Source organism: Pseudocitrobacter sp. 2023LY-00077, from assembly GCF_055796175.1.
This window is the reverse complement of the sequence record NZ_JBSPEI010000004.1, coordinates 15,351-35,582: the sequence shown is the minus strand read 5'-3', so window position 1 is coordinate 35,582 and position 20,232 is coordinate 15,351. Positions and strand designations below refer to the sequence as shown.

Annotated in this window: 19 protein-coding genes and 3 tRNA genes; 7 read left to right on the top strand and 15 right to left on the bottom strand. The window is 52.8% G+C overall.

Going from position 1 to position 20,232, the window contains the following annotated elements:
• Window positions 1-121: 121 nt before the first annotated feature.
• The gene (locus ACWWFX_RS06485; protein ID WP_473223438.1) at window positions 122-1,279 is read right to left on the bottom strand and encodes an MFS transporter; all 1,158 of its coding nucleotides are present in this window, start codon (window positions 1,277-1,279) and stop codon (window positions 122-124) included.
• 247 nt (window positions 1,280-1,526) lie between these two features.
• Between ACWWFX_RS06485 and ACWWFX_RS06480 the strand changes: the two genes are divergently transcribed.
• Window positions 1,527-2,435: a LysR family transcriptional regulator gene (locus ACWWFX_RS06480; protein ID WP_473223437.1), complete on the top strand. Its 909-nt coding sequence runs from the start codon at window positions 1,527-1,529 to the stop codon at window positions 2,433-2,435.
• 554 nt (window positions 2,436-2,989) lie between these two features.
• On the opposite strand, the gene cbl is transcribed toward ACWWFX_RS06480, so the two are convergent.
• Complete coding sequence (gene cbl, locus ACWWFX_RS06475) at window positions 2,990-3,940, bottom strand: HTH-type transcriptional regulator Cbl (RefSeq protein ID WP_276220407.1); 951 nt, start codon at window positions 3,938-3,940, stop codon at window positions 2,990-2,992.
• A 101-nt stretch (window positions 3,941-4,041) separates the two neighbouring features.
• The gene (nac, locus tag ACWWFX_RS06470) at window positions 4,042-4,959 is read right to left on the bottom strand and encodes a nitrogen assimilation transcriptional regulator NAC (protein ID WP_108475194.1); all 918 of its coding nucleotides are present in this window, start codon (window positions 4,957-4,959) and stop codon (window positions 4,042-4,044) included.
• A gap of 309 nt (window positions 4,960-5,268) precedes the next feature.
• Here nac and ACWWFX_RS06465 point away from each other — a divergent pair.
• Window positions 5,269-5,344: transfer RNA gene (locus ACWWFX_RS06465), tRNA-Asn, on the top strand.
• A 56-nt stretch (window positions 5,345-5,400) separates the two neighbouring features.
• Here ACWWFX_RS06465 and ACWWFX_RS06460 read toward each other — a convergent pair.
• The gene (locus tag ACWWFX_RS06460; RefSeq protein ID WP_473223436.1) at window positions 5,401-6,477 is read right to left on the bottom strand and encodes a glycosyltransferase family 9 protein; all 1,077 of its coding nucleotides are present in this window, start codon (window positions 6,475-6,477) and stop codon (window positions 5,401-5,403) included.
• A 292-nt stretch (window positions 6,478-6,769) separates the two neighbouring features.
• Here ACWWFX_RS06460 and shiA point away from each other — a divergent pair, with 292 nt between their 5' ends.
• The 4 genes from shiA (at window position 6,770) to ACWWFX_RS06440 (ending at window position 10,512) form a co-directional block, all read left to right on the top strand.
• Complete coding sequence (gene shiA / locus ACWWFX_RS06455) at window positions 6,770-8,083, top strand: shikimate transporter (protein WP_276220409.1); 1,314 nt, start codon at window positions 6,770-6,772, stop codon at window positions 8,081-8,083.
• A 114-nt stretch (window positions 8,084-8,197) separates the two neighbouring features.
• On the top strand, window positions 8,198-9,646 hold the full coding sequence (locus ACWWFX_RS06450) for an AMP nucleosidase (RefSeq protein WP_276220410.1): 1,449 nt from the start codon (window positions 8,198-8,200) through the stop codon (window positions 9,644-9,646).
• A gap of 205 nt (window positions 9,647-9,851) precedes the next feature.
• Entirely contained in the window at window positions 9,852-10,244 is a 393-nt protein-coding gene (locus ACWWFX_RS06445; protein ID WP_276220411.1) for a type II toxin-antitoxin system RelE/ParE family toxin, read from the top strand.
• On the top strand, window positions 10,210-10,512 hold the full coding sequence (locus ACWWFX_RS06440; protein ID WP_473223435.1) for a helix-turn-helix domain-containing protein: 303 nt from the start codon (window positions 10,210-10,212) through the stop codon (window positions 10,510-10,512). The genes ACWWFX_RS06445 and ACWWFX_RS06440 overlap by 35 nt, the downstream gene beginning before the upstream one ends.
• A gap of 46 nt (window positions 10,513-10,558) precedes the next feature.
• Here ACWWFX_RS06440 and ACWWFX_RS06435 read toward each other — a convergent pair.
• From ACWWFX_RS06435 to ACWWFX_RS06425, 3 genes are all read right to left on the bottom strand, one after another.
• Window positions 10,559-10,634, bottom strand: a tRNA-Asn gene (locus ACWWFX_RS06435).
• A gap of 139 nt (window positions 10,635-10,773) precedes the next feature.
• Window positions 10,774-12,198, bottom strand: coding sequence for an EmmdR/YeeO family multidrug/toxin efflux MATE transporter (locus ACWWFX_RS06430; RefSeq protein WP_473223434.1), 1,425 nt, complete (start codon window positions 12,196-12,198; stop codon window positions 10,774-10,776).
• A gap of 94 nt (window positions 12,199-12,292) precedes the next feature.
• Window positions 12,293-12,385, bottom strand: a complete 93-nt coding sequence (locus tag ACWWFX_RS06425; RefSeq protein WP_223145796.1) for a DUF5951 family protein — start codon at window positions 12,383-12,385, stop codon at window positions 12,293-12,295.
• A gap of 6 nt (window positions 12,386-12,391) precedes the next feature.
• Here ACWWFX_RS06425 and ACWWFX_RS06420 point away from each other — a divergent pair.
• A tRNA-Asn gene (locus tag ACWWFX_RS06420) sits at window positions 12,392-12,467 on the top strand.
• 65 nt (window positions 12,468-12,532) lie between these two features.
• Here ACWWFX_RS06420 and ACWWFX_RS06415 read toward each other — a convergent pair.
• The 8 genes from ACWWFX_RS06415 to ACWWFX_RS06380 form a co-directional block, all read right to left on the bottom strand.
• The gene (locus ACWWFX_RS06415) at window positions 12,533-13,303 is read right to left on the bottom strand and encodes a riboflavin synthase subunit alpha (protein WP_276220414.1); all 771 of its coding nucleotides are present in this window, start codon (window positions 13,301-13,303) and stop codon (window positions 12,533-12,535) included.
• Between the two features lie 38 nt (window positions 13,304-13,341).
• Complete coding sequence (gene dctP, locus ACWWFX_RS06410; protein WP_473223545.1) at window positions 13,342-14,385, bottom strand: TRAP transporter substrate-binding protein DctP; 1,044 nt, start codon at window positions 14,383-14,385, stop codon at window positions 13,342-13,344.
• A 65-nt stretch (window positions 14,386-14,450) separates the two neighbouring features.
• Complete coding sequence (gene ldtA, locus ACWWFX_RS06405; protein WP_473223433.1) at window positions 14,451-15,383, bottom strand: L,D-transpeptidase; 933 nt, start codon at window positions 15,381-15,383, stop codon at window positions 14,451-14,453.
• Window positions 15,384-15,525: 142 nt separating this feature from the next.
• Window positions 15,526-16,581 carry a nicotinate-nucleotide--dimethylbenzimidazole phosphoribosyltransferase gene (cobT, locus tag ACWWFX_RS06400; RefSeq protein WP_015963899.1) on the bottom strand — a complete coding sequence of 352 codons (1,056 nt, stop codon included), beginning with the start codon at window positions 16,579-16,581 and terminating at the stop codon, window positions 15,526-15,528.
• A gap of 30 nt (window positions 16,582-16,611) precedes the next feature.
• Window positions 16,612-17,352, bottom strand: coding sequence for an adenosylcobinamide-GDP ribazoletransferase (gene cobS / locus ACWWFX_RS06395; protein ID WP_276220419.1), 741 nt, complete (start codon window positions 17,350-17,352; stop codon window positions 16,612-16,614).
• Entirely contained in the window at window positions 17,349-17,894 is a 546-nt protein-coding gene (gene cobU / locus ACWWFX_RS06390) for a bifunctional adenosylcobinamide kinase/adenosylcobinamide-phosphate guanylyltransferase (protein WP_473223544.1), read from the bottom strand. Before cobU ends, cobS begins: the two co-directional genes overlap by 4 nt.
• A complete protein-coding gene (locus tag ACWWFX_RS06385) occupies window positions 17,888-19,414 on the bottom strand; it encodes a cobyric acid synthase (RefSeq protein WP_473223543.1) in 1,527 nt (508 codons plus the stop codon). Before ACWWFX_RS06385 ends, cobU begins: the two co-directional genes overlap by 7 nt.
• Window positions 19,414-20,226, bottom strand: a complete 813-nt coding sequence (locus ACWWFX_RS06380; RefSeq protein WP_473223432.1) for an energy-coupling factor ABC transporter ATP-binding protein — start codon at window positions 20,224-20,226, stop codon at window positions 19,414-19,416. Before ACWWFX_RS06380 ends, ACWWFX_RS06385 begins: the two co-directional genes overlap by 1 nt.
• Between the last annotated feature and the right edge of the window lie 6 nt (window positions 20,227-20,232).

Here is a 20,232-nt window from a genome sequence, read left to right as displayed (position 1 = left end):
TTTTTTGCGATGGTTAATTTTAAATAAATAAAGTGAGTGAGAACAGAATATGTTCTCACAACTTTATATTCTGACGGATGCTAATATAGGCGCGCTGTGGAACAGTGCTAAAAAATTACCCCTATACTCGGCTGGTCCTCAGTCCGCTATTAAAGCTGCCAAGAATCACCACCATCAACGCAACAAAGCTCAATACGGCACCAACCCACAGAGGGGAAACAAAGCCGTAGCCCTCATCCAGGGCCATACCACCAAGCCATGCACCGAGAGCATTGCCAATATTAAATGCCGCAATATTGGTGCCGGAAGCAACAGTTGGCGCATCGCTGGCATATTTCATCATACGCAACTGCAAACCAGGAGCGGTCGCCAATCCCACAGTCCCCATCAACAACAGCAGAATCACCGTCATAATCTGACTCTGAGCGAACATGGCGAACGCGGCCATTACCACAGTTAACAGCATCAGAATGATGCCAAGGGATTTATTCAGGGATTTATCCGCCGCCTTACCGCCGTAGATATTGCCCACAAAGGTACCCACCCCAAACAACACCAGCAGCCACGGAACAGTCTGTGCGGCGAAACCAGAGACCTGCGTCAAGGTAAAAGCGATATAGGTAAAGCCGCCGATAACACCACCAAAAGAAAGCACGCTAAGTAATGCGGAGATCCATACCTGCGGGCGATTAAAGACAGAAAACTCTCGGCTCAGGTTAGTATCACGATGAGCAGGCATAGCCGGAATCAGGGTTCTGATCCCAACCATAGTAAAAACCCCGATAAGTGCCAACGCCCAGAAGGTGGTACGCCACCCCATCTCTAGTCCAACAAAAGTACCCAGTGGTACGCCGACAATATTAGATACGGTTAATCCAGCAAACATTAGCGAAATTGCGGCACCTTTTTTATCACCCTCCACCATATCCGAAGCGACTACCGCGCCGATGCTGAAAAATGCTCCATGACACAGAGCAGCTACAATGCGACCAAACAGCAACGTGTCGTAGCTAATCGACAATGCGGAAATCAGATTGCCAATAATAAACAAGCCGCTCAGCAACATTAGTGTTAAGCGGCGCTCCATGCGAATCATAAAGGAGGTCAACAGTACAGCCCCAATGGCTACGCTAACGGCATAGCCCGATACTAAGTAGCCTGCCACCTGTTCGCTGATATTAAACTCAGATGCGACTTGGGGCAGCAGTCCAACAATACCAAATTCTGTCAGACCAATTCCAAACGCACCAAGTGCTAAAGCAAAAAGACCCGTTGGCATTTTCATCTCCTGTTAATTATGTGAATATATATACGCATTCAAATAAAGTTACTTTTATTATTTGTTTTCATGATGAAACAAAAATTCAGCAACATAGTAATAACAGTAACTATTTATGAAAGATATATATGAAAAATCTCGAGATTACAGAGCGACTAACTCTTATTTTTAATGATTTCATTAGTAATAAACTCTACTTTGTAGTTAGGTATAGTAGAAATGAATTTCTTTGATATCAGGTATTACGATGGATAATCTCAAAAAGTTGGATCTGAACCTCCTCCTGACGCTTGATACCTTGCTAAAGGATCCGAACGTAACGCACGCAGCTCGAACGCTCAATCTGTCACAGCCCACTGTCAGCGTACAGTTAGCAAAGCTTCGTAAGAGCCTGGGCGATCCGCTTTTTTTGCCCGGTCCGCGCGGCATGCGTCCTACCGCCCGCGCAGAGCTCCTACGTATACCACTAAGCAAGGCGCTGGGACTGCTGGATAAAGCTATCTCTTCGCCAGAGCCCTTTATTCCCCACGAATCCACACATACCTGGCGGGTTATCGCCGCAGACTACAGCGAAACTACAGTGCTCCTTCCTGTGCTAAGAAATTTACGACGCGAAGCTCCCGGCACTCGGCTGGCAGTGCTCGAAAATGCAAACTCGCAAATTGGACAAACGCCAGGGCAGGATAAAGTCGACTTATTTTTCCATATTCGTGAAGAATCGCCCCAGGGGCTACGGTGCCGCATGCTGTTCAGTGAACACTACGTACTAGTGAGCCGCGTTGGTCATCCGGTGCTGAAGTCTGCACCTACGCTCAAACAGTTTCTCGAACTGGATTATGTGATGATTTCGCCGGATGGCGGCGGTTTCTGGGGAAACACCGATCGGGTGCTTGCAGAGATGGGATTAAATCGGAAAATGGTGCTGTCCGTCCCACACTTTATGTTTGCCGTTTTCGCTCTCGCTACCACTGACCTCGTTGGCATGCTGCCGTTACGGCTAGTCAAGAATAATCCGCAGCTACAATATTTTGCGCCGCCGATAGTAATTCCAGGCTTTGAGATGAATATGCTCTGGCACGAACATCTACATCGCGATCCTGCGAACATGTGGCTGCGGGAGCTGATTGTACAATCACTGAGTGATAAAGGTTACTGAATTCGCGACTCATATTCCCTGATCGGCGGAATATATGGCTATCGATGGGTTCATGGTGATCTGAACGAAATAAGTGAAGAGTCTGTCTGGAGTATTGAACCGACAACTCATGATGAGGAACCCTACTATCTCATCGGGTGTGACGGTGGTGAACCTGAGCGATAGTGACCCGCTGCATTTCCGCAGGGTGATTTATGTGGAAGGCGAGTCTTGGTTAACCATTTACTAATGAGATATTCCGGCGTGACAGCATTGTGGTGATGACCTATCTGCAACTAAGAAGGTAAAACCAGCCGCCAAAATCACTCCTTGTTTGGCAGACCGAGATATGTGTTCATTAACGTAGCTCCAGCATACGTACTTGTTCGCATTCCCTACATCAATAATGCCCATGCTCAACGGGTTTTGGCAGATATAAAAAGGTAGTCAATCTGGTGGTCTTGATAAACTCGATTTTTTGTTTTAGCTTATCGATCAGCTATTTATCAGCTACGGAGATCCCAGTCAGAGGAGCCAAATTTAGAAAAGCCCGCTTATTGCGGGCTTTTTGCTTTTTAGATTTGATAATCCAGTGCCAGCTCATCTGGCTCCATCGCCTGCCGTTTAATTTCCTCCAGCGACAACCCGGCATTACACAATTCGATAAAACGCCAGACATAGTTGCGCTGCAGCTGCCCGCGTTTAAGACCCAGCCACACCGTGTTGGCATCAAACAAATGATGCGTATCCAGTCGCACAAGTTTCCCGGACTCCTGAACATCACCAGACTGTTCAGCCACCAGCCCAATGCCCAGCCCGAGTTCAACGTAAGTTTTGATAACGTCTGAATCCTGCGCGCTGAGCACGATATCCGGCAACAGCCCTTTGCGGTTGAAGGCTTCATCAATACGCGAGCGCCCGGTGATCCCCTGGCGATAAGTAATCAGCGGCCAACGCGCGATGGCTTCCAGCGTCAGCGGTGTGATTTGCGTCAGAGGGTGATCGTGCGGTACCAGCACATTGTGATGCCAGCGGAACCAGGGAAAAGCCACCAGCGTACTGTCATTGCTCAATCGCTCGCTGGCAATGCCAATATCCGCGCCACCGTTATGCAGCAGCGTCTCGATTTCCTGCGGTGTCCCCTGTACCAGTTCCAGACGTACATCCGGGAATATTTCACGAAAGGCTTTAATCACCGGTGGCAGGCTATAGCGCGCCTGGGTATGCGTGGTTGCGACCGTCAGAACGCCCGAACCATCGTTGGTGAAAAGATCGGCAAGACGACGAACGTTACTTGCCTCATTCAGAATACGTTCGGCAATCACCAACAACGCTTTACCCGGTTCGGTCATCCCCAGCAGTCGCTTTCCGCGGCGGATGAAGATCTCAATCCCCAGCTCTTCCTCCAGCTCACGGATATGACGGCTTACACCCGATTGCGACGTGTATAGCATATTGGCAACTTCAGTCAGGTTGTAATCCTGCCTTGCTGCTTCACGAATTATTTTTAGTTGCTGGAAGTTCACCTTCCCCTCCGGGTCAAACAGACATTGCACTATTGTTAAAGTCTGTCGCCTCCGCTAACAAATAATAAAAACCAGCAACTTATTCCTTAAAAGAATATACGTTAGCTCACCAGCTGCAATTCGCGGTTATCCAGCGCCGGTCGACTGACCAGTGAAATCAAAATTTCTTTCACCGCCTGCGCCTGAGGAGAGAGCGACCCACGGGCTGACATATTCAGCGACAACGGCAGGCTCATTGATGGTGTGGTGATTCGGGCCATCCAGCCATTCGCCGCCTGTGATAGCGTTCGCGCGGCAGACTCCGGCAGAACGGTGACGCCCATTCCACTGGCAATCGCCGCCGTCAGCGTAGAAATAGATTCTATCTCACCAATGATTTTGGCCGTCAGACGACGCAGCGAAAATGCCTCATCCACCCGGGCACGGACTGCGCTGTAGTCGCGCGGCAGGAACAGGTTCATTTCAGCAACCGCCGTTAAATCGATACTCTGCCCCGGACAATCACGCGTGCCGACCAGGTAGAGATCTTCTTTCAGCAACGGCTGACTGTTAACGCCTGCCACGGGAGAGCGGTCGTAAAGTACCGCCATATCCAGCTGGCCGCTCAGCAGTTTGTCATTCAACGCCGCGCCGCTGTTTTCATGAAGATAAATCAGCACTTCCGGCAATTCGTTACGCACGGCTTGCAACAGCGGCATGGTGATGGACGATGCCGCTGTACCCGGTGCCAGACCAATGGAGACCGGGCCGCTTAACGTTTGCCCGACATTATTCACCGCCAGCTGCGCCTGCTCACACTGGCGCAGTATCGTACGCGCATGGGTATAAAGCACTTTCCCCGCTTCCGTTGGCGTAACGCCGCGCTTGGTGCGGATCAGTAATTGCTGATCGAGCTCCCCCTCCAGAGTGGCAACCTGCTGGCTCAGTGCGGGCTGCGCGATATGTAACACTTCAGCGGCCTGGGTCAGGCTACCGATATCGACGATTTTCACAAAGTACTTCAGTCGTCTTAAGTTCATTTTGCCTCCTGTACTGCCAACAATGGCGTTTAGATATCGAAGGAGTTGCAAGATGCTTGCCAGCTTTTTAAGAAAAGGCGTCACGGGCGCGTAACAAGGCTTTCCAATCGATAAGCGCATTTTCGCAGGCAGTCAGAAGATGTTGATCTGCCCCATTAGGGGTAAATTCGCACCACCCCGGTGCAAATCAGCTAAAAAATAGCCATTCATCGGTGAATTGCTGAAATTGTCAGCAAACGAACACAAAGTGGAGAGACACCCTTTGACAAGCCAGAAGCACCCCGTTAATATGCGCCCCGTTCACACGATTCCTCTGTAGTTCAGTCGGTAGAACGGCGGACTGTTAATCCGTATGTCACTGGTTCGAGTCCAGTCAGAGGAGCCAAATTTAGAAAAGCCCGCTTATAGCGGGCTTTTTGCTTTTTTATGGCGAGTTGCGTGTTACCTCGCAGAACGCGGTTGCCTGTCGATTCTCATCAAAATTCGCCGTAACGTTACTTCAAACTCATTCATATTGATGTGGTCAATATCTCTCCCCACCACAATGTTTTCTGCAATATCCTGCATCGTCGGCCAGCGTGTTTTATAATCCGCGTAGATTGCAATCGCTGGCGTATTATAAGCACTGGCCATATGCAGTATTGATGTGTCCGGTGTGATAGCCAGAAAAGCGTCTTTAATAATGGTCGCCGATCGCATCAGTGAGGGGCTCAACGATAATCGATAAACATTACGGCACGATTCCGTGAGTTTTTCCGCACTCTCAATCCCCCTGGGGCCGTGAACAATGACAATCGGCATATCACATTCACGTTGAATTATCGCAATAAGATTCTGCGCAACAGAGTATGACAACGTTCTTGCCGCGATGCTGCCTTCTAAATTGATGGCGATATAGGGCCCCAGCGCGCAGGTTTCTCGACGCACCTCGGTGATGGCCTCAGCACTTAGCGGGAATTCATACTTCGCAGCAACAGCAGGAAAACCCGCATCTCTCATTAACGTCGCCCAGGTCATAGGGACAGGCGCGCGAAGGTGCTGGTCCATTCTGGAGGCTATCTTACATAACGGGGAGTAGCATTTCTGAGTTAGCCCTACTGCCTGATAGTTAATTCCAGCTTTAAGCGTGCGGATAAAAACCATCGTTTTGAGATTCTTTTTACGCATTGCCTCGATGCAAAGGTCGGGTGTGCCATATTGTTCTTTTATTGTCTTCGCGATCTTTTTTATTTCAGCAATCGTGGCATGGTCCTGCATCGTCATCGTCATGACAGTTAACTTTGTATTATTAAGCGTCAAAGCCTCAAATACGGGTTTATTCAGCGTGGATGACACAATTAACAGATGTGCTATTGGTTGTTGTTCCAGCGCGCGAATAAGAGGATAAATCGCCATGGCATCCCCAACCTGGTCGGGAATGTGAATAACAACAAACTTTATATCATTAATATGAATGTTTTTAGCGTTATAATCATAAAAATTAAATATGATATTCCTGAACATCGTTAGCAATGGCATTAAGTCGCGACAACTCCCTGTCGAATAAAATATTATGTTTTGCCGCAGTCTATCAGATCTATCGCCATCGACTTCATAGTTCTGCGCATCGTATTGTGATCCATTCTGAAAAATTGAATAATTTCACTGCGCAACCAAGTGTAATCTTATCGTTACGGAAAAATTCAGCACATAAAACCATTTCCCTGCCGAGTCAGTCGCGGTAGTCTCATAAGCACCAGTTATGGACTGGCGCAATGTGTACAATTTTATTTACGAATATAAGAAAAAGAACGGTACAGACAGGATAACTATGGACTCCACCCTCACCTCCACGCGTCTCCAGGAGAAAACACCTTCACTTAGCCGCGCCCGACGCGCCGCACTCGGCAGCTTTGCCGGAGCCGTCGTCGACTGGTACGATTTTCTGCTTTATGGCATTACCGCCGCGCTGGTCTTCAACCGAGAATTCTTTCCACAGGTAAGCCCGGCGATGGGTACGCTGGCCGCTTTCGCCACCTTCGGTGTCGGATTCCTGTTTCGCCCGCTCGGCGGAGTGATCTTTGGTCATTTCGGCGATCGTCTTGGCCGTAAACGTATGCTGATGCTGACCGTCTGGATGATGGGCGGCGCGACGGCGTTGATCGGCCTGCTGCCCTCCTTTGCTTCGGCAGGATGGTGGGCGCCCGCGTTGCTGGTCACGCTGCGCGCTATTCAGGGGTTTGCCGTCGGCGGCGAATGGGGCGGCGCGGCACTGCTCTCGGTAGAGAGCGCGCCCGAGAATAAAAAAGCGTTCTATAGCAGCGGCGTGCAGGTGGGTTATGGCGTGGGGCTGCTGCTTTCCACCGGGCTGGTTTCGCTTATCAGCATGCTCACCACCGACGAACAGTTCCTGAGCTGGGGCTGGCGCATTCCCTTCCTGTTTAGCGTTGTGCTGGTACTTGGCGCGTTATGGGTTCGTAACGGAATGGAAGAGTCCGAGGAGTTCGAACAGCAGCAGCAAACGCCGCCGGTCAAACAACGTCTGCCGGTAATGGAGGCGCTGGCGCGTCATCCTGGCGCTTTCCTGAAGATTATCGGTTTACGCCTGTGCGAGCTGCTGACCATGTACATCGTCACCGCCTTCGCCCTCAACTACTCGACGCAGAATCTCGGGCTGCCCCGCGAACTTTTCCTTAACATTGGCCTGCTGGTCGGTGGCGTAAGCTGTCTGACTATCCCCTTCTTTGCCTGGCTCGCCGATCGCTTCGGCCGACGCCGCGTCTACATTATTGGCGCATTAACCGGCACGATAAGCGCCTTCCCGTTCTTTATGGCTCTGGAAGCGCAATCCCTTTTCTGGATAGTGTTCTTCGCCATCATGCTGGCTAACGTCGCTCATGACATGGTGGTATGCGTTCAGCAGCCAATGTTCACCGGTATGTTTGGCGCCGGCTATCGTTACAGCGGCGCCGGTGTCGGTTATCAGGTCGCAAGCGTTGTTGGCGGGGGATTCACACCGTTCATCGCCGCAGCGCTGGTCACCTTCTCGGGAGGCGACTGGCACAGCGTAGCCATTTATCTGCTGGCTGGCTGCCTGATATCTGCCGCCACTGCCCTGCTGATGAAGGATAAGCCGCAGGCCTGAGCATCTTGCTTAAAGGTTAATCAGTTGTGACAAAGGCGTCTTCTGACGCTTTTGTTTCATCTGAGGCTGACATACTATCGAAAAACGCCGCAGACCTGACACAAGGAGCGAAGGATGAATACTACGAGCGCAAGCCTGACGCCTGAACAAGCCCTGGAAAAACTTCAGGCACTGTATGACCAGTCGGTCACAGCCCTGCGTAATGCCATTTCCGTGTACATTGACAATCATTCGCTGCCTGATGCCAAAGCACGCGCCGAGGGGCTTTTTGTTTACCCACAGCTCTCGGTTTCATGGAGTGGAAACGCCCACAAGGCACAGAAAACACGCGCCTTTGGCCGCTTTACCCACTCCGGGTGTTACACCACAACCATCACGCATCCTACGTTGTTCCGCCCTTACCTGCTGGAACAGCTCACGCTGCTGCATGAAGATTATGATGCACACATTGAGGTCGGCCTGTCGCAGCATGAGATCCCCTATCCGTACGTGATCGACGGTTTAATGCTTGACCGTTCCATGAGTGCTGACCTGACGCGCTTTTTCCCCACCACGGAGCTGGCGCAAATTGGTGATGAGACTGCGGATGGCATTTTCCATCCCACCGAGTTCTATCCGCTTTCGCACTTTGACGCGCGCCGTGTGGACTTTTCGCTCGCTCGCCTGCGTCACTACACCGGCACGCCGGTAGAACATTTCCAGCCTTTTGTGTTGTTCACCAACTACACCCGTTATGTGGATGAGTTTGTGCGTTGGGGCTGTAGCCAGATTCTCGACCCGGACAGCCCGTACATCGCGCTCTCCTGCGCCGGGGGCATTTGGATCACTGCGGAAACGGAAGCGCCGGAACAAGCGATTTCCGATTTGGCCTGGAAAAAACATCAGATGCCCGCGTGGCACCTCATCACCGCTGACGGCCAGGGGATCACGCTGATTAACATCGGCGTAGGCCCGTCGAACGCCAAAAACATCTGTGACCACCTGGCAGTGCTGCGCCCGGATGTCTGGCTGATGATTGGCCACTGCGGCGGTCTGCGCGAAAGCCAGACCATTGGCGACTACGTTCTGGCGCACGCTTATCTGCGCGACGACCACGTGCTGGATGCGGTGCTGCCGCCCGACATTCCCATCCCAAGCATTGCCGAGGTGCAACGCGCCCTCTATGACGCCACCAAGCAGGTCAGCGGTATGCCCGGCGAAGAGGTTAAACAACGTCTGCGCACCGGCACCGTAGTGACGACGGACGATCGTAACTGGGAGTTGCGCTATTCGGCTTCCGCGCTGCGATTTAACCTCAGCCGTGCCGTGGCGATTGATATGGAAAGCGCCACTATCGCAGCACAGGGTTATCGCTTCCGCGTTCCTTACGGCACCCTGTTGTGCGTCTCCGACAAACCGCTGCATGGCGAAATTAAATTGCCGGGCCAGGCAAACCGTTTCTATGAAGGGGCGATTTCCGAGCATTTGCAGATTGGCATTCGCGCAATTGACCTGCTGCGTGCCGAAGGTGACAAACTGCATTCGCGTAAGCTACGCACCTTTAACGAGCCACCATTCCGGTGATAAGAGATAAAACGGGCCGCCACGGCCCGTTTTTTTTGGAATTTAGTTCGTAACGTCTGAGCCCTCTTTCTGCAAAACATCGAATGTCCGGAACCGCTATTCCACGTTTAACTTTTGATGGATGCCTTCCCGGTTACATCGTTGCATACTGCCAACATAGCATTGCACATATATAGTTTCTGACCTATATTATTCGGGAGGCTGTGTGTGGTTAATTAAAACAACGGATACGTTCGATCGCTGGTTTATCTCGCTGGGCGACACCGACCGTGCCAGCGTACTCGCTGGTATGATGGTGCTTAGAGTGAAAGGCCCAATGTTACCTCGCCCATGGGCCGATACGCTTAAAGGTTCCCGCTATCGCAACATGAAGGAACTTCGTGTTCAAAGCCAGGGAGATCCCATCCGTGCCTTTTTCGCTTTCGACCCGCATCGCTCAGCCATTCTGCTTTGTGCAGGTAAGAAAACGGGTAATGACAAACAATTCTATGATGAGATGCTGCCGATCGCCGAACGAGAATATAAGCACCATCTGACAAAGCTTAACGATGAGGAAAATCAACATGGGCAGAACGCTGGAACAACTACTAAAGGATGAAAAAACCGAAGTAGTTCAACAGGCAGAAGCAATGGCAGAGGCGATGTTGCTTAATATCCACCTCGCGGAATTGCGAGAAAAGGTCAAGAAGACGCAGGTGGAGATCGCTGAAACACTGGGTGTAAAGCAGCCGACAATCGCGGGAATGGAAAAACCAGGGCGAGATCTAAAACTTTCTACGCTCAAGCGCTATGTAGAAGCCGCTGGCGGGAAATTACGCCTGGATATCGAGCTCCCGGATGGTTCTCATTATGGTTTTGCCCTGTAAACGCAGAAAAGCAAAAAGCCCGCTAAAAAGCGGGCTTTTCTAAATTTGGCTCCTCTGACTGGACTCGAACCAGTGACATACGGATTAACAGTCCGCCGTTCTACCGACTGAACTACAGAGGAATCGTGTGAACGGGGCGAATATTAACGGGGTGCCCCGGGGTTGTCAAAGCCTGTTTTCACAAAAAAATACCGTTTGCTGTTTTATTCCACACTTCGGTTAAAAATCATCGGTTTCTGATGATTTTCACAGCAATGCCGCTTACTCCATCTTCACGCGCGGATATTTCCACAACCAGCGGCCACTGACCAGTCGCCAGTAGAACAGCGCACCACGGACTGCCCAGTCGAGGAACATCCCTAACCACACACCGACGACGCCCATACCGAGCACAATACCCAGCGTATAGCCTGCCACTACGCGACAGCCCCACATTCCCAACATCGATACCCACATCGCAAAGCGCACATCACGCGCGCCTTTAAAGCCAGAGGGCAGCACCCAGGAAGCAGCCCAGATCGGCATAAATGCCGCGTTCAGCCACAGCAGCACTTTCACCACTTCTTTTACATCCTGCTCCTGGGTATAGAACGACGCGAACAGCCCCGCAAATGGCGCGGTCCCCCAGGCAATTGCCGTCAGTACGATGGTCGACATCCAGAAGACATGGCGCAGCTGGCGTTCCGCCTGACCAATCTGCCCGGTACCCAAACGTTTACCCGTGATGATGGTCGAGGCCGAACCCAGGGCGTTACCTGGCAAGTTAATCAGCGCCGCAACCGAAAAGGCAATAAAGTTCCCCGCGATAACGTTGGTCCCCATCCCGGCAACAAACATCTGGGTGAGTAATTTCCCGCCGTTAAACAGCACCGACTCAATGCTCGCCGGAATACCAATTCCCATCACTTCCCAGATAATGGCGAAATTCAGCGGCTTCAGATAGCTTTTCAGCGGAATGCGTAGCGCCGGGTTAAAGCCTATCATCAGCACCCAGATAATCGCTGCCGCGCCGATATAGCGCGAAATGGTTAACCCCAGCCCCGCGCCCGCAAAACCCATCCCCTGCCAGGAGAACGCCCCGTAAATCAGGATGCTACTGATGATAATGTTGAGGATGTTCATTCCGCCGTTAATCATCAGCGGGATTTTCGTGTTCCCTGCGCCACGCAGCGCGCCGCTACCAATCAACGCAATCGCCGCCGCGGGATAACTCAACACCGTCAGTTCAAGGTAGGTTAAGGCCAGCCCTTTTACTTCCGGCGTCGCTTCACCCGCGACAATATTAATAATTTCACTGCCGAAATAGTGGATGACCGCTGCCAGCACAATGGCAAACAAGGTCATAATGACCAGCGACTGTCGCGCAGCCGCCCTCGCCCTTCGCCTGTCACGTTTACCCAGTCTAAAGGCCACCACCACCGTTGTCCCGAGATCGATAGCCGCAAAAAAAGCCATGATCACCATATTGAAACTGTCGGCAAGACCGACGCCCGCCATCGCTTCTTTTCCCAGCCAGCTCACCAGGAAGGTACTCAATACCCCCATCAGCAGGACGCAGGTATTCTCCAGAAAAATAGGTACAGCAAGGGGGGTGATTTCACGCCAGAAGAGGACTCGATAGCTTTTGCGTTTTTTATACCAGGGCGTGCGTGCGACGGCCTGACGGAGCGCGGTGGTGACGTTCAAAGTGGACCTTAGTGAGAAAGTTGAAACTCCATTTCAAATAATGAGGGAGAAACCCGAATCCTGCAAAACATTTTTCCTTAATATTTGTCGGTAATTACAACAAATTGTTGACGGAATCGGCAATCAGCATGAACAGCCAGAATTGGTGTTTGACAAAATTTTTTTCGCCGCTAATATGTGCCTCCACAACGATTCCTCTGTAGTTCAGTCGGTAGAACGGCGGACTGTTAATCCGTATGTCACTGGTTCGAGTCCAGTCAGAGGAGCCAAATTCGAGAAGCCCGCTTTTTAGCGGGCTTTTTGCTTTTCTCAGCATAAACGAACTTCAGAAGCGCTAACGCGGCATGTCACCAATCGCGTTTGCACTCTCCTGGTTCTGACGGGATGTGTCCTCTGCCGTCTCAGGCAAGGCCAAAGCCTTCAACACGGATGAGGTAAGGTCAATCTGCCTCTCAGCAAGTAATGTTTCAAAAGCTGGGTATAGCGCCCCTAAATGTTTCTCAAGTGTATCCTTAATCGTATCGACGACGACCTGAGTTCCCCGCTCAATCTCGATGTTGACCCAATCCCCGATGCCTTTATCTGCAAAAGTTGTCACACGACGAGTCTCAGGGATCAACCAAACCTCAAAATATCCCTGTTTTTTATCAACTTCCGACAGCGTCAAACTACAACCATTAATCGCTATATATCCTTTTGGGAATATATAAGGGCGCCATTTCGCCTTGCAATGAAACCTCACCCGGCAATTACCTTCAATTTCTTTGATATCGATGATTTGTGTACAAAAATCAATATGGCCTGACAGAGGATGCCCGCCGATCTCAGCACCATCTCTGGCTGCACGCTCAACATTGACAATCTGCCCTTCCAGATGTCGACTCAATGTAGTGATTCTTAGACTTTGCAAAACGACATCAAATTTAGTCTTTGTGGGGCTAACAATTTCCGTGACGGTAAGACATACACCATCAACCGAAACACTCGCCCCAACTTTCAGCCCATGACAAAAACCGGCTGGAAACTCAATGACAAATGTTCGAAGCCCCTCATGATCGTTTATGTTACAAATACGCGCCGTATCCTGAACAATGCCTGTGAACATATATTCACCTCATTACTGGCTAACAAATTGAAAGATGTTCAACGATACGTCTGCAAAATGTGACTTACTTTTTCCAGCGTATCTTTCATATTTACCACGCCCTTCGTTTCCTGATCTTTAACCCATGCCAATTGAACCTGTGGGTATTGGGTCTTATGTTCCCAGGCAAGCACTTCCTGTGGTTTCAGAATACGTACGCTTGCGCCGCTGTGCTTCAGATCGGCAATCTGCTTATCGAAACTGCGGTCCATCACGCTACCCAGTTGCATATAAGCGTCGTTAGCGGCACGCTGGAATGCCGCGCGATCGTCTTCTGATAACGCCGCCCACTTTGATTTATTAACAACCAGCAGATAGACATGCCCAAGCCAAAGATCTTTAGACACCAGCACATGTGGCGCGTAGCGTTGTGCGTTAAGGTCGTAACCGCTATCGATATTAAGCATCAGTCCATCAATACTGCCGCTTCGCAACGCCTTATATGTCGCGTCACCCCATGGCATCGTCACTGCGTTAGCGTCTGTATTTTTTAAGAATGCCTGATGCCAGAAACTCGCCGAACGCCAGGTTTGGCCTTTCATATCTGTAAGGTTATTTATTGGCTTGCTGCTGAAGAAAGCGAGCGGATAACCGGTCGCAATAAAAACGGGGCTTACATTAGCCCGGCTAAGTTCGTCGGAAAAAGCGGGAATGCGCGAAAATACTTCGCGGAAAAATGCAACCTGCTGTGCGCCTGATGGGCCAACAGGGAAGCTTTTAAACAGCTGATGTAACGGCAATGCTGATGGGGCGTATTCAGGAACCACGACGGCTATATCGGCTTTTTTACCCTTCCCGGCCATGGCTAAAGCATCGTATCCGTTACTGAGCTCACTGCCCCAATGCGCCTCAATGTTAATGCGCCCATGAGACTCTTTTTCAATGGCGGCAAAAAAGACATCGTTAATAAAGCGTGTACGCATGTTACCCAAAGGCTCATGGTCACTGTAAATCAGCGTTTGTGTGGCACTAAGTGGGCTGGAAAATAAAAAGGCCGTAAAAAGAATGATGGGTAACTTCCAGCGGTATTGGACGAATGACATTTGATTCACAGCTCCCTGTGGATTATTTCCGCACGGTATAGCACGTGCGGAAATATCCCCCTGCACTAAAAGTGCGAGTTTTCTGCGGAACTGATATTCACCGGCATGCCCGAACGGCGCTGCATTTCGCTTTGCGCCCGGTTAGCATCTACCCCTTCTCCACGCACGAAAGCCTGCATGGCTGGCGTGACCGGGAGCGGGACTTTTTTATCTGATTCATATTCTGAGCGGTTACGGGATAACGGCTCGTGAACTTCCAGCCAGCGGCTACCGTCTGGTTCGGTGGTGTATTTCACCGGGCGGTCAATAATTTGCACCCGTGTGCCCACCGGCACCGTATCAAATAAATATTTGATATCGTCATTGCGCAGGCGAATACAGCCCTGGCTTACGCGCAGGCCAATACCAAAATTCGCATTGGTGCCGTGGATGGCATACAGCCTGCCAATATATATAGCGTACAGCCCCATCGGGTTTTCTGGCCCGGCAGGCACCATCGCAGGTAACGTTTTGCCCTCTTTGGCGTATTCACGGCGCGTATTAGCCGTCGGCACCCAGGTGGGTCCTTCCTGCTTACGCTCCACTTTCGTTACCCAGTTGCGCGGCGTTTCACGCCCTGCCTGGCCAATGCCAATCGGCAGCACTTCAACGCTGCTGCCGTCCGGTGGGTAGTAATACAGGCGCATCTCCGCGACGTTAATCACAATACCTTCTCGCGGCGTATCAGGCAGGATGAGTTGCTGCGGGATGGTCAGCGTCGTACCGCGCGCGGGAAGATAAACATCCACGCCAGGGTTGGCCTCCAGCATATTGCTCAGCCCCTGCCCATAGCGGGCGGCGAAGGCTTCCAGCGGGAAGTTACTGTCGAGAGGGACGATGATTTTTAACGGGCTACCGACCAGTCGGCTTCCTTCCGGGGGCAGCGGGTAGGTCACCGCCAGGACGCTCTGACTGGCAAGCAGCAGCATAGCGGAGCATAACAGTTTGACACGACGCATAATTTCCCTTCCTCAGCCGTGAAAGATAATTGTTAATTATAGCTTTTTTATCCACCTTCCGCTGATAAAGGCAGTGATTAACGAGGGGAATTCTATTTAGGCTAAGCGAAACCGCTCCAGAGCGGAGCGGTGAGGGGAAAAATTACTTCTCTGGCAGGACGATATTGCTTTCGGCTAACGTGCCCATGTTGTTATAGATAGCGCAGGCGGATTCCACGATATGCATCGCCATTGCCGCCCCACTTCCTTCACCAAGACGCATCTGCATATTGAGATACGGTTCAAGCTGCAATGCTTCCAGCGCGATACGTGCGCCCTTCTCCGCCGACAGATGCGAGGGGATCAGATACGGTTTGACCGCCGGGGCGATTCGACACGCAGCCAGCGCCGAGGCGTAAGAGAGGAAGCCGTCCAGTACCACCGGCAGGCCACAGGATGCCGCACCCAGCATCACGCCCGTCATGCCGACTAAATCAAAACCGCCCACTTTTGCCAGCACATCAACGCCATCAGCAGCATTGGGCTGATTAACGGCGATTGCGCGTCGCACCACATCCACTTTATTCGCCAGCTGTGCCTGTGGCAGGTTCGCGCCAATACCTACGGATTCCTGCGGATCGGCGCCCGTTAACACACTGACAATCGCCGCGGCGGGCGTAGTGTTCGCCATGCCCAGCTCGCCAACACCGAACAGCGTCACGCCCTGCTGTGCCAGATTTTGCGTATAGCGGATGGTTTCCAACAGCAATTCCTGCGCCTGTTGATGGCGCATTGCCGGGCCACGCGCGATGTTACCGCTGCCGCGCGCCACCTTCATGTTCACCACATCAGGGATAGGATCGGCGTCAATCCCGACATCAATCACATGCACTTTCGCGCCCGCCTGCGCCGCCAGCACGCAAACGCCGGTGTTGTGACGAGTCATATTGGCGGTCTGAATGGCGGTGACCACCTGCGGCGAAATCGCCACGCCTTCATGCCAGACACCATGATCGGCGCACATCACCAGAATCGCTTTTTGTGCTACCTGCGGCTTGCCTTTTAGCCCCGGCATGCCCGCCAGCTGTATCGCCAGCGCTTCCAGACGTCCCAGGCTTCCCGGCGGTTTAAGCAATCCGTCGATATGATGTTGCGCCTGCGCCATCGCGGCGCTATCTAACGCCGGAATGGCGGCGAGCTGCGTAGAAAGTGTTTGCATCTTTTTCCCCGATGTTCCGTTAAGGCTGGTTTAAATTAACGCCAGCAGAAAGATAAGTTCGCCCAGTTCAATGCTTGCGCCCATGGTGTCACCCGTCTGGCCCCCCAGGGTACGTTTCAGCAACTGGCCAAGAATAAACACGGCGATGAACGTCACCAGTAGTGCGCGTAGCCCATGAGCCCCCAGCAGTGTCACCACCAGCACGGCGGCCAACGCAAGGGTAATCACCGCCTGGCGGAAGGTGACTTTGCCAATAAACAGATTGCCCAGCCCCTCTTCACGCGCGTAGCGGTGGCGATACATCAGCAACACCACACAGCCGCGGCCGGCGATACAGGCACAAGCCAGCGCCGCCAGCATCGGCGTATCCCGCAGCGCCACTTCGTTCACCGCCAGCACTTTGCCAAGCAGAACAAAAATAAGCGCCAATCCGCCGTGCGTACCCAGGCGACTGTCGCGCATGATTTCCAGCATTTTTTCGCGACGACGCGCAGAGAAGACGCCATCACAGGTATCGGCCAGGCCATCCAGATGGAAACCGCCGGTCAACAGCGCCAGCGCCAGCACCGCGAAAAATGCCGCCAGCGGCACGCCGCACCAGGGCTGTAACAGCATAAAGACCAGCCCGCTTAATACCCCAAGCAGCAAACCGACAAGGGGAAACGTGACGATGCCACGGACATATTGATCGATATCCAGCCCCTGCGACCAGCGCTGAGGCACCGGCAAACGGCTCATAAACGACAGCGTGGCAAAGAAGATCCTGCTCATTTTATTTTGACTCCAATTCCTGACACCACCAGCCAGACGTCGTCCGCCGCCTGCGCCAGTTTTTGATTCACTCGCCCGGCAATGTCGCGAAAATGGCGCGCCAGACGGTTCTCTGGCACGATCCCCATTCCCACTTCATTGGTTACCAGCACCACCAATGATGGGCAACGCTGGCAGGCTATAATAAGCTTCTCAATTGCCAGGTCCACCGCCCTTTCCAGCGCCGCGAAATCCCAGTTATCGACATCGCCTTCCCCGCCGTTGGCAAACAGCACGTTGGTCACAAGCGTCGTCACGCACTCCAGCAAAATCGCTTCTTCGGGATCGTTTGTCGGGGCGATCACCGCGTCTAAATCCTGCCAGCGTTCGGCAGTCCGCCAGTGCGCCGGACGGCTATCGCGGTGATGCTGAATGCGCGCGTCCATTTCCGCATCGGTAATTTGCGAGGTGGCGATGTAAAGCACGTGCGAGTATTCGCGCAGCAGTGATTCCGCGTGACGGCTTTTACCGCTGCGCGCGCCACCGGTGACCAGTATCATGATTGCGGCTCCTGATAGTCGTGCATAATCTGATAAATCTTCTCAATATCAATATGTTCACGCATCGCGTTGGCGAGGATATCAAACTGCTGCGCTTTGTAATCGGCATAGCTCACCGTGACGTTCAGCGCGGAAAGCCCTTTGCGCTGACGCAGAGCGTTAACGATGCCGCGCGTGAAAGCATCGCTGTCGAATAGACCGTGCAGATAGGTGCCGAATACCAGCCCATCGTCGCTGACCGCGCCGTCGGCAAGCGTAGAGCCGTCCGGGCGATGCAGTTCCAGCGCCGCGCGGCAGTGCGCATGGCGGGTGGTGGTCCCCATATGGATTTCATACCCGGAGATATCCATCCCCGATACACCTGCCAGCCAGCCGGGAAGCGCGGTTTGCAGGCGCGCACGCGTTTGCTCGGTAGTTTTCTCCGGTGCAAACAGCGTGTCTGTCGCCAGCAACCCCAGACCCGGTAGTACGCCGAGCCCGGATTCAATCTCATCGGTAATGGTTTCGCCGAGCATCTGATAGCCACCGCAAATGCCCATCACCGGCGTGCCTTCGCGATGCCGTGCCAGCAGCGCCTGCGCAAGGCCGCTTTGCCGCAACCAGTTAAGATCGCCAAGCGTATTTTTGCTGCCCGGTAGAATGATGAGGTCAGCATCGGCCAGTTCCTCCGGCGTGCGCACATAGCGCACCCGCACATCCGGCTGCGCCGCCAGCGCATTGAGATCGGTGAAGTTGGATAAGTGCGGAAGTTGCGCCACCGCGATAGTTACCGGGCGATCGCCAATATGGCGGTAAAGCCCTCGCTGCATGGCGACGCTGTCTTCCTCTTCAAGGTCAACATCCAGCCACGGCATTACGCCGAGCACAGGCACGCCGGTAAGGTCTTCAATCTGTTTGACGCCAGGCATCAGCAGCGATACATCGCCGCGAAACTTATTGATGATCACCCCTTTTACCCGCGCGCGCTCATGCTCAAGCAGCAGCGCCAGCGTGCCATAAATAGAGGCAAAAACGCCGCCCCGATCGATGTCAGCCACCAGAATTACCGGGCACTGTGCCAGTTCGGCCATGCCCATATTGACGATATCGCGATCGCGCAGATTAATTTCTGCCGGGCTCCCCGCGCCCTCCAGTACCAGCGCGTCGTACTCCTGCCCAAGGCTGGTATACACCTCAAGAATTTGCTGACGCAGGCGCGGCTTATAGTCGTGATAGCTGACGGCGTCCATATCGGTCATGACTTTGCCCATCAACACCACCTGCGCCTTGCGGTCGCTGGTCGGTTTGAGCAGCACCGGGTTCATGCGCACATCCGGGGTAATACCGGCGGCTTCCGCCTGAAAAATCTGCGCCCGCCCCATCTCTTTGCCATCCGGCGTGATGCCGGAATTAAGGGCCATATTCTGCGATTTAAACGGCGCGGTCTTCAGCCCGTCCTGATGAAAAATACGGCACAGCCCCGCCACCAGCACACTTTTGCCGACGTCGGACGCGGTACCCTGAATCATAATTGCCTGCGTCATCATGTTTGTCCCTGACTGTTGTTGCGCATACGGCTGAAAAATTCATCTTCGGTTTTACACAGCGGCAGGCCGAGTTGGGCATGCAGCTTTACCAGCCAGGGCTGCGTCAACCCGGCTTTCGCCATCACATCCGCGCGTGAAAAAACGTCGCCCGGCGCGCCCTCGGCCAGCACTTCGCCACGGTGCATGACATACACCGCATCGCTCACTTCATAAATCAGGTCAATATCGTGGCTGGAGATCACCACGTGATTTCCCTGGCCAACAATGCGCCTGATGATGTCAATCATCTGCGTACGCCCGGACGGATCAAGCCCCGCCGTCGGTTCATCGAGCAACAGATAGCGCGCCTTCAGCACCAGCGCACCGGCAATCGCCACGCGCTTTTTCTGCCCATGGCTGAGACACTGAATCGGCTGATGACGAAAATGTTGTGCATCCACCAGCGTTAGCGCGTCCTCGACGCGGCGGGCGATTTCCGCCTCATCTACGCCCAGGTTGCGCAGCGCGAAGGCAATATCGCTGTCGATGTCGGTGTAGAAGATTTGCTGGTCCGGATCCTGAAAGACAGTGGTGACCTGCTGGCGAAGCGCCAGCAGCCCGCGCTTGCTGTATTCCAGCGGTTTGCCCTGCCACAGTACCGCGCCCTGCTGCGGGCGTAATATCCCGCTTAAATTCATAAACAGCGTCGATTTCCCGCAGCCGTTGGCCCCCACCAGCCCGGTAACGGCCTGAGCAGAGAAATCAAGATTCAGGCCGCTCAACACGGGAGAATCCTGATAGCGAAAACAGAGATTGGTGGTCGCGAGCATCCGGGC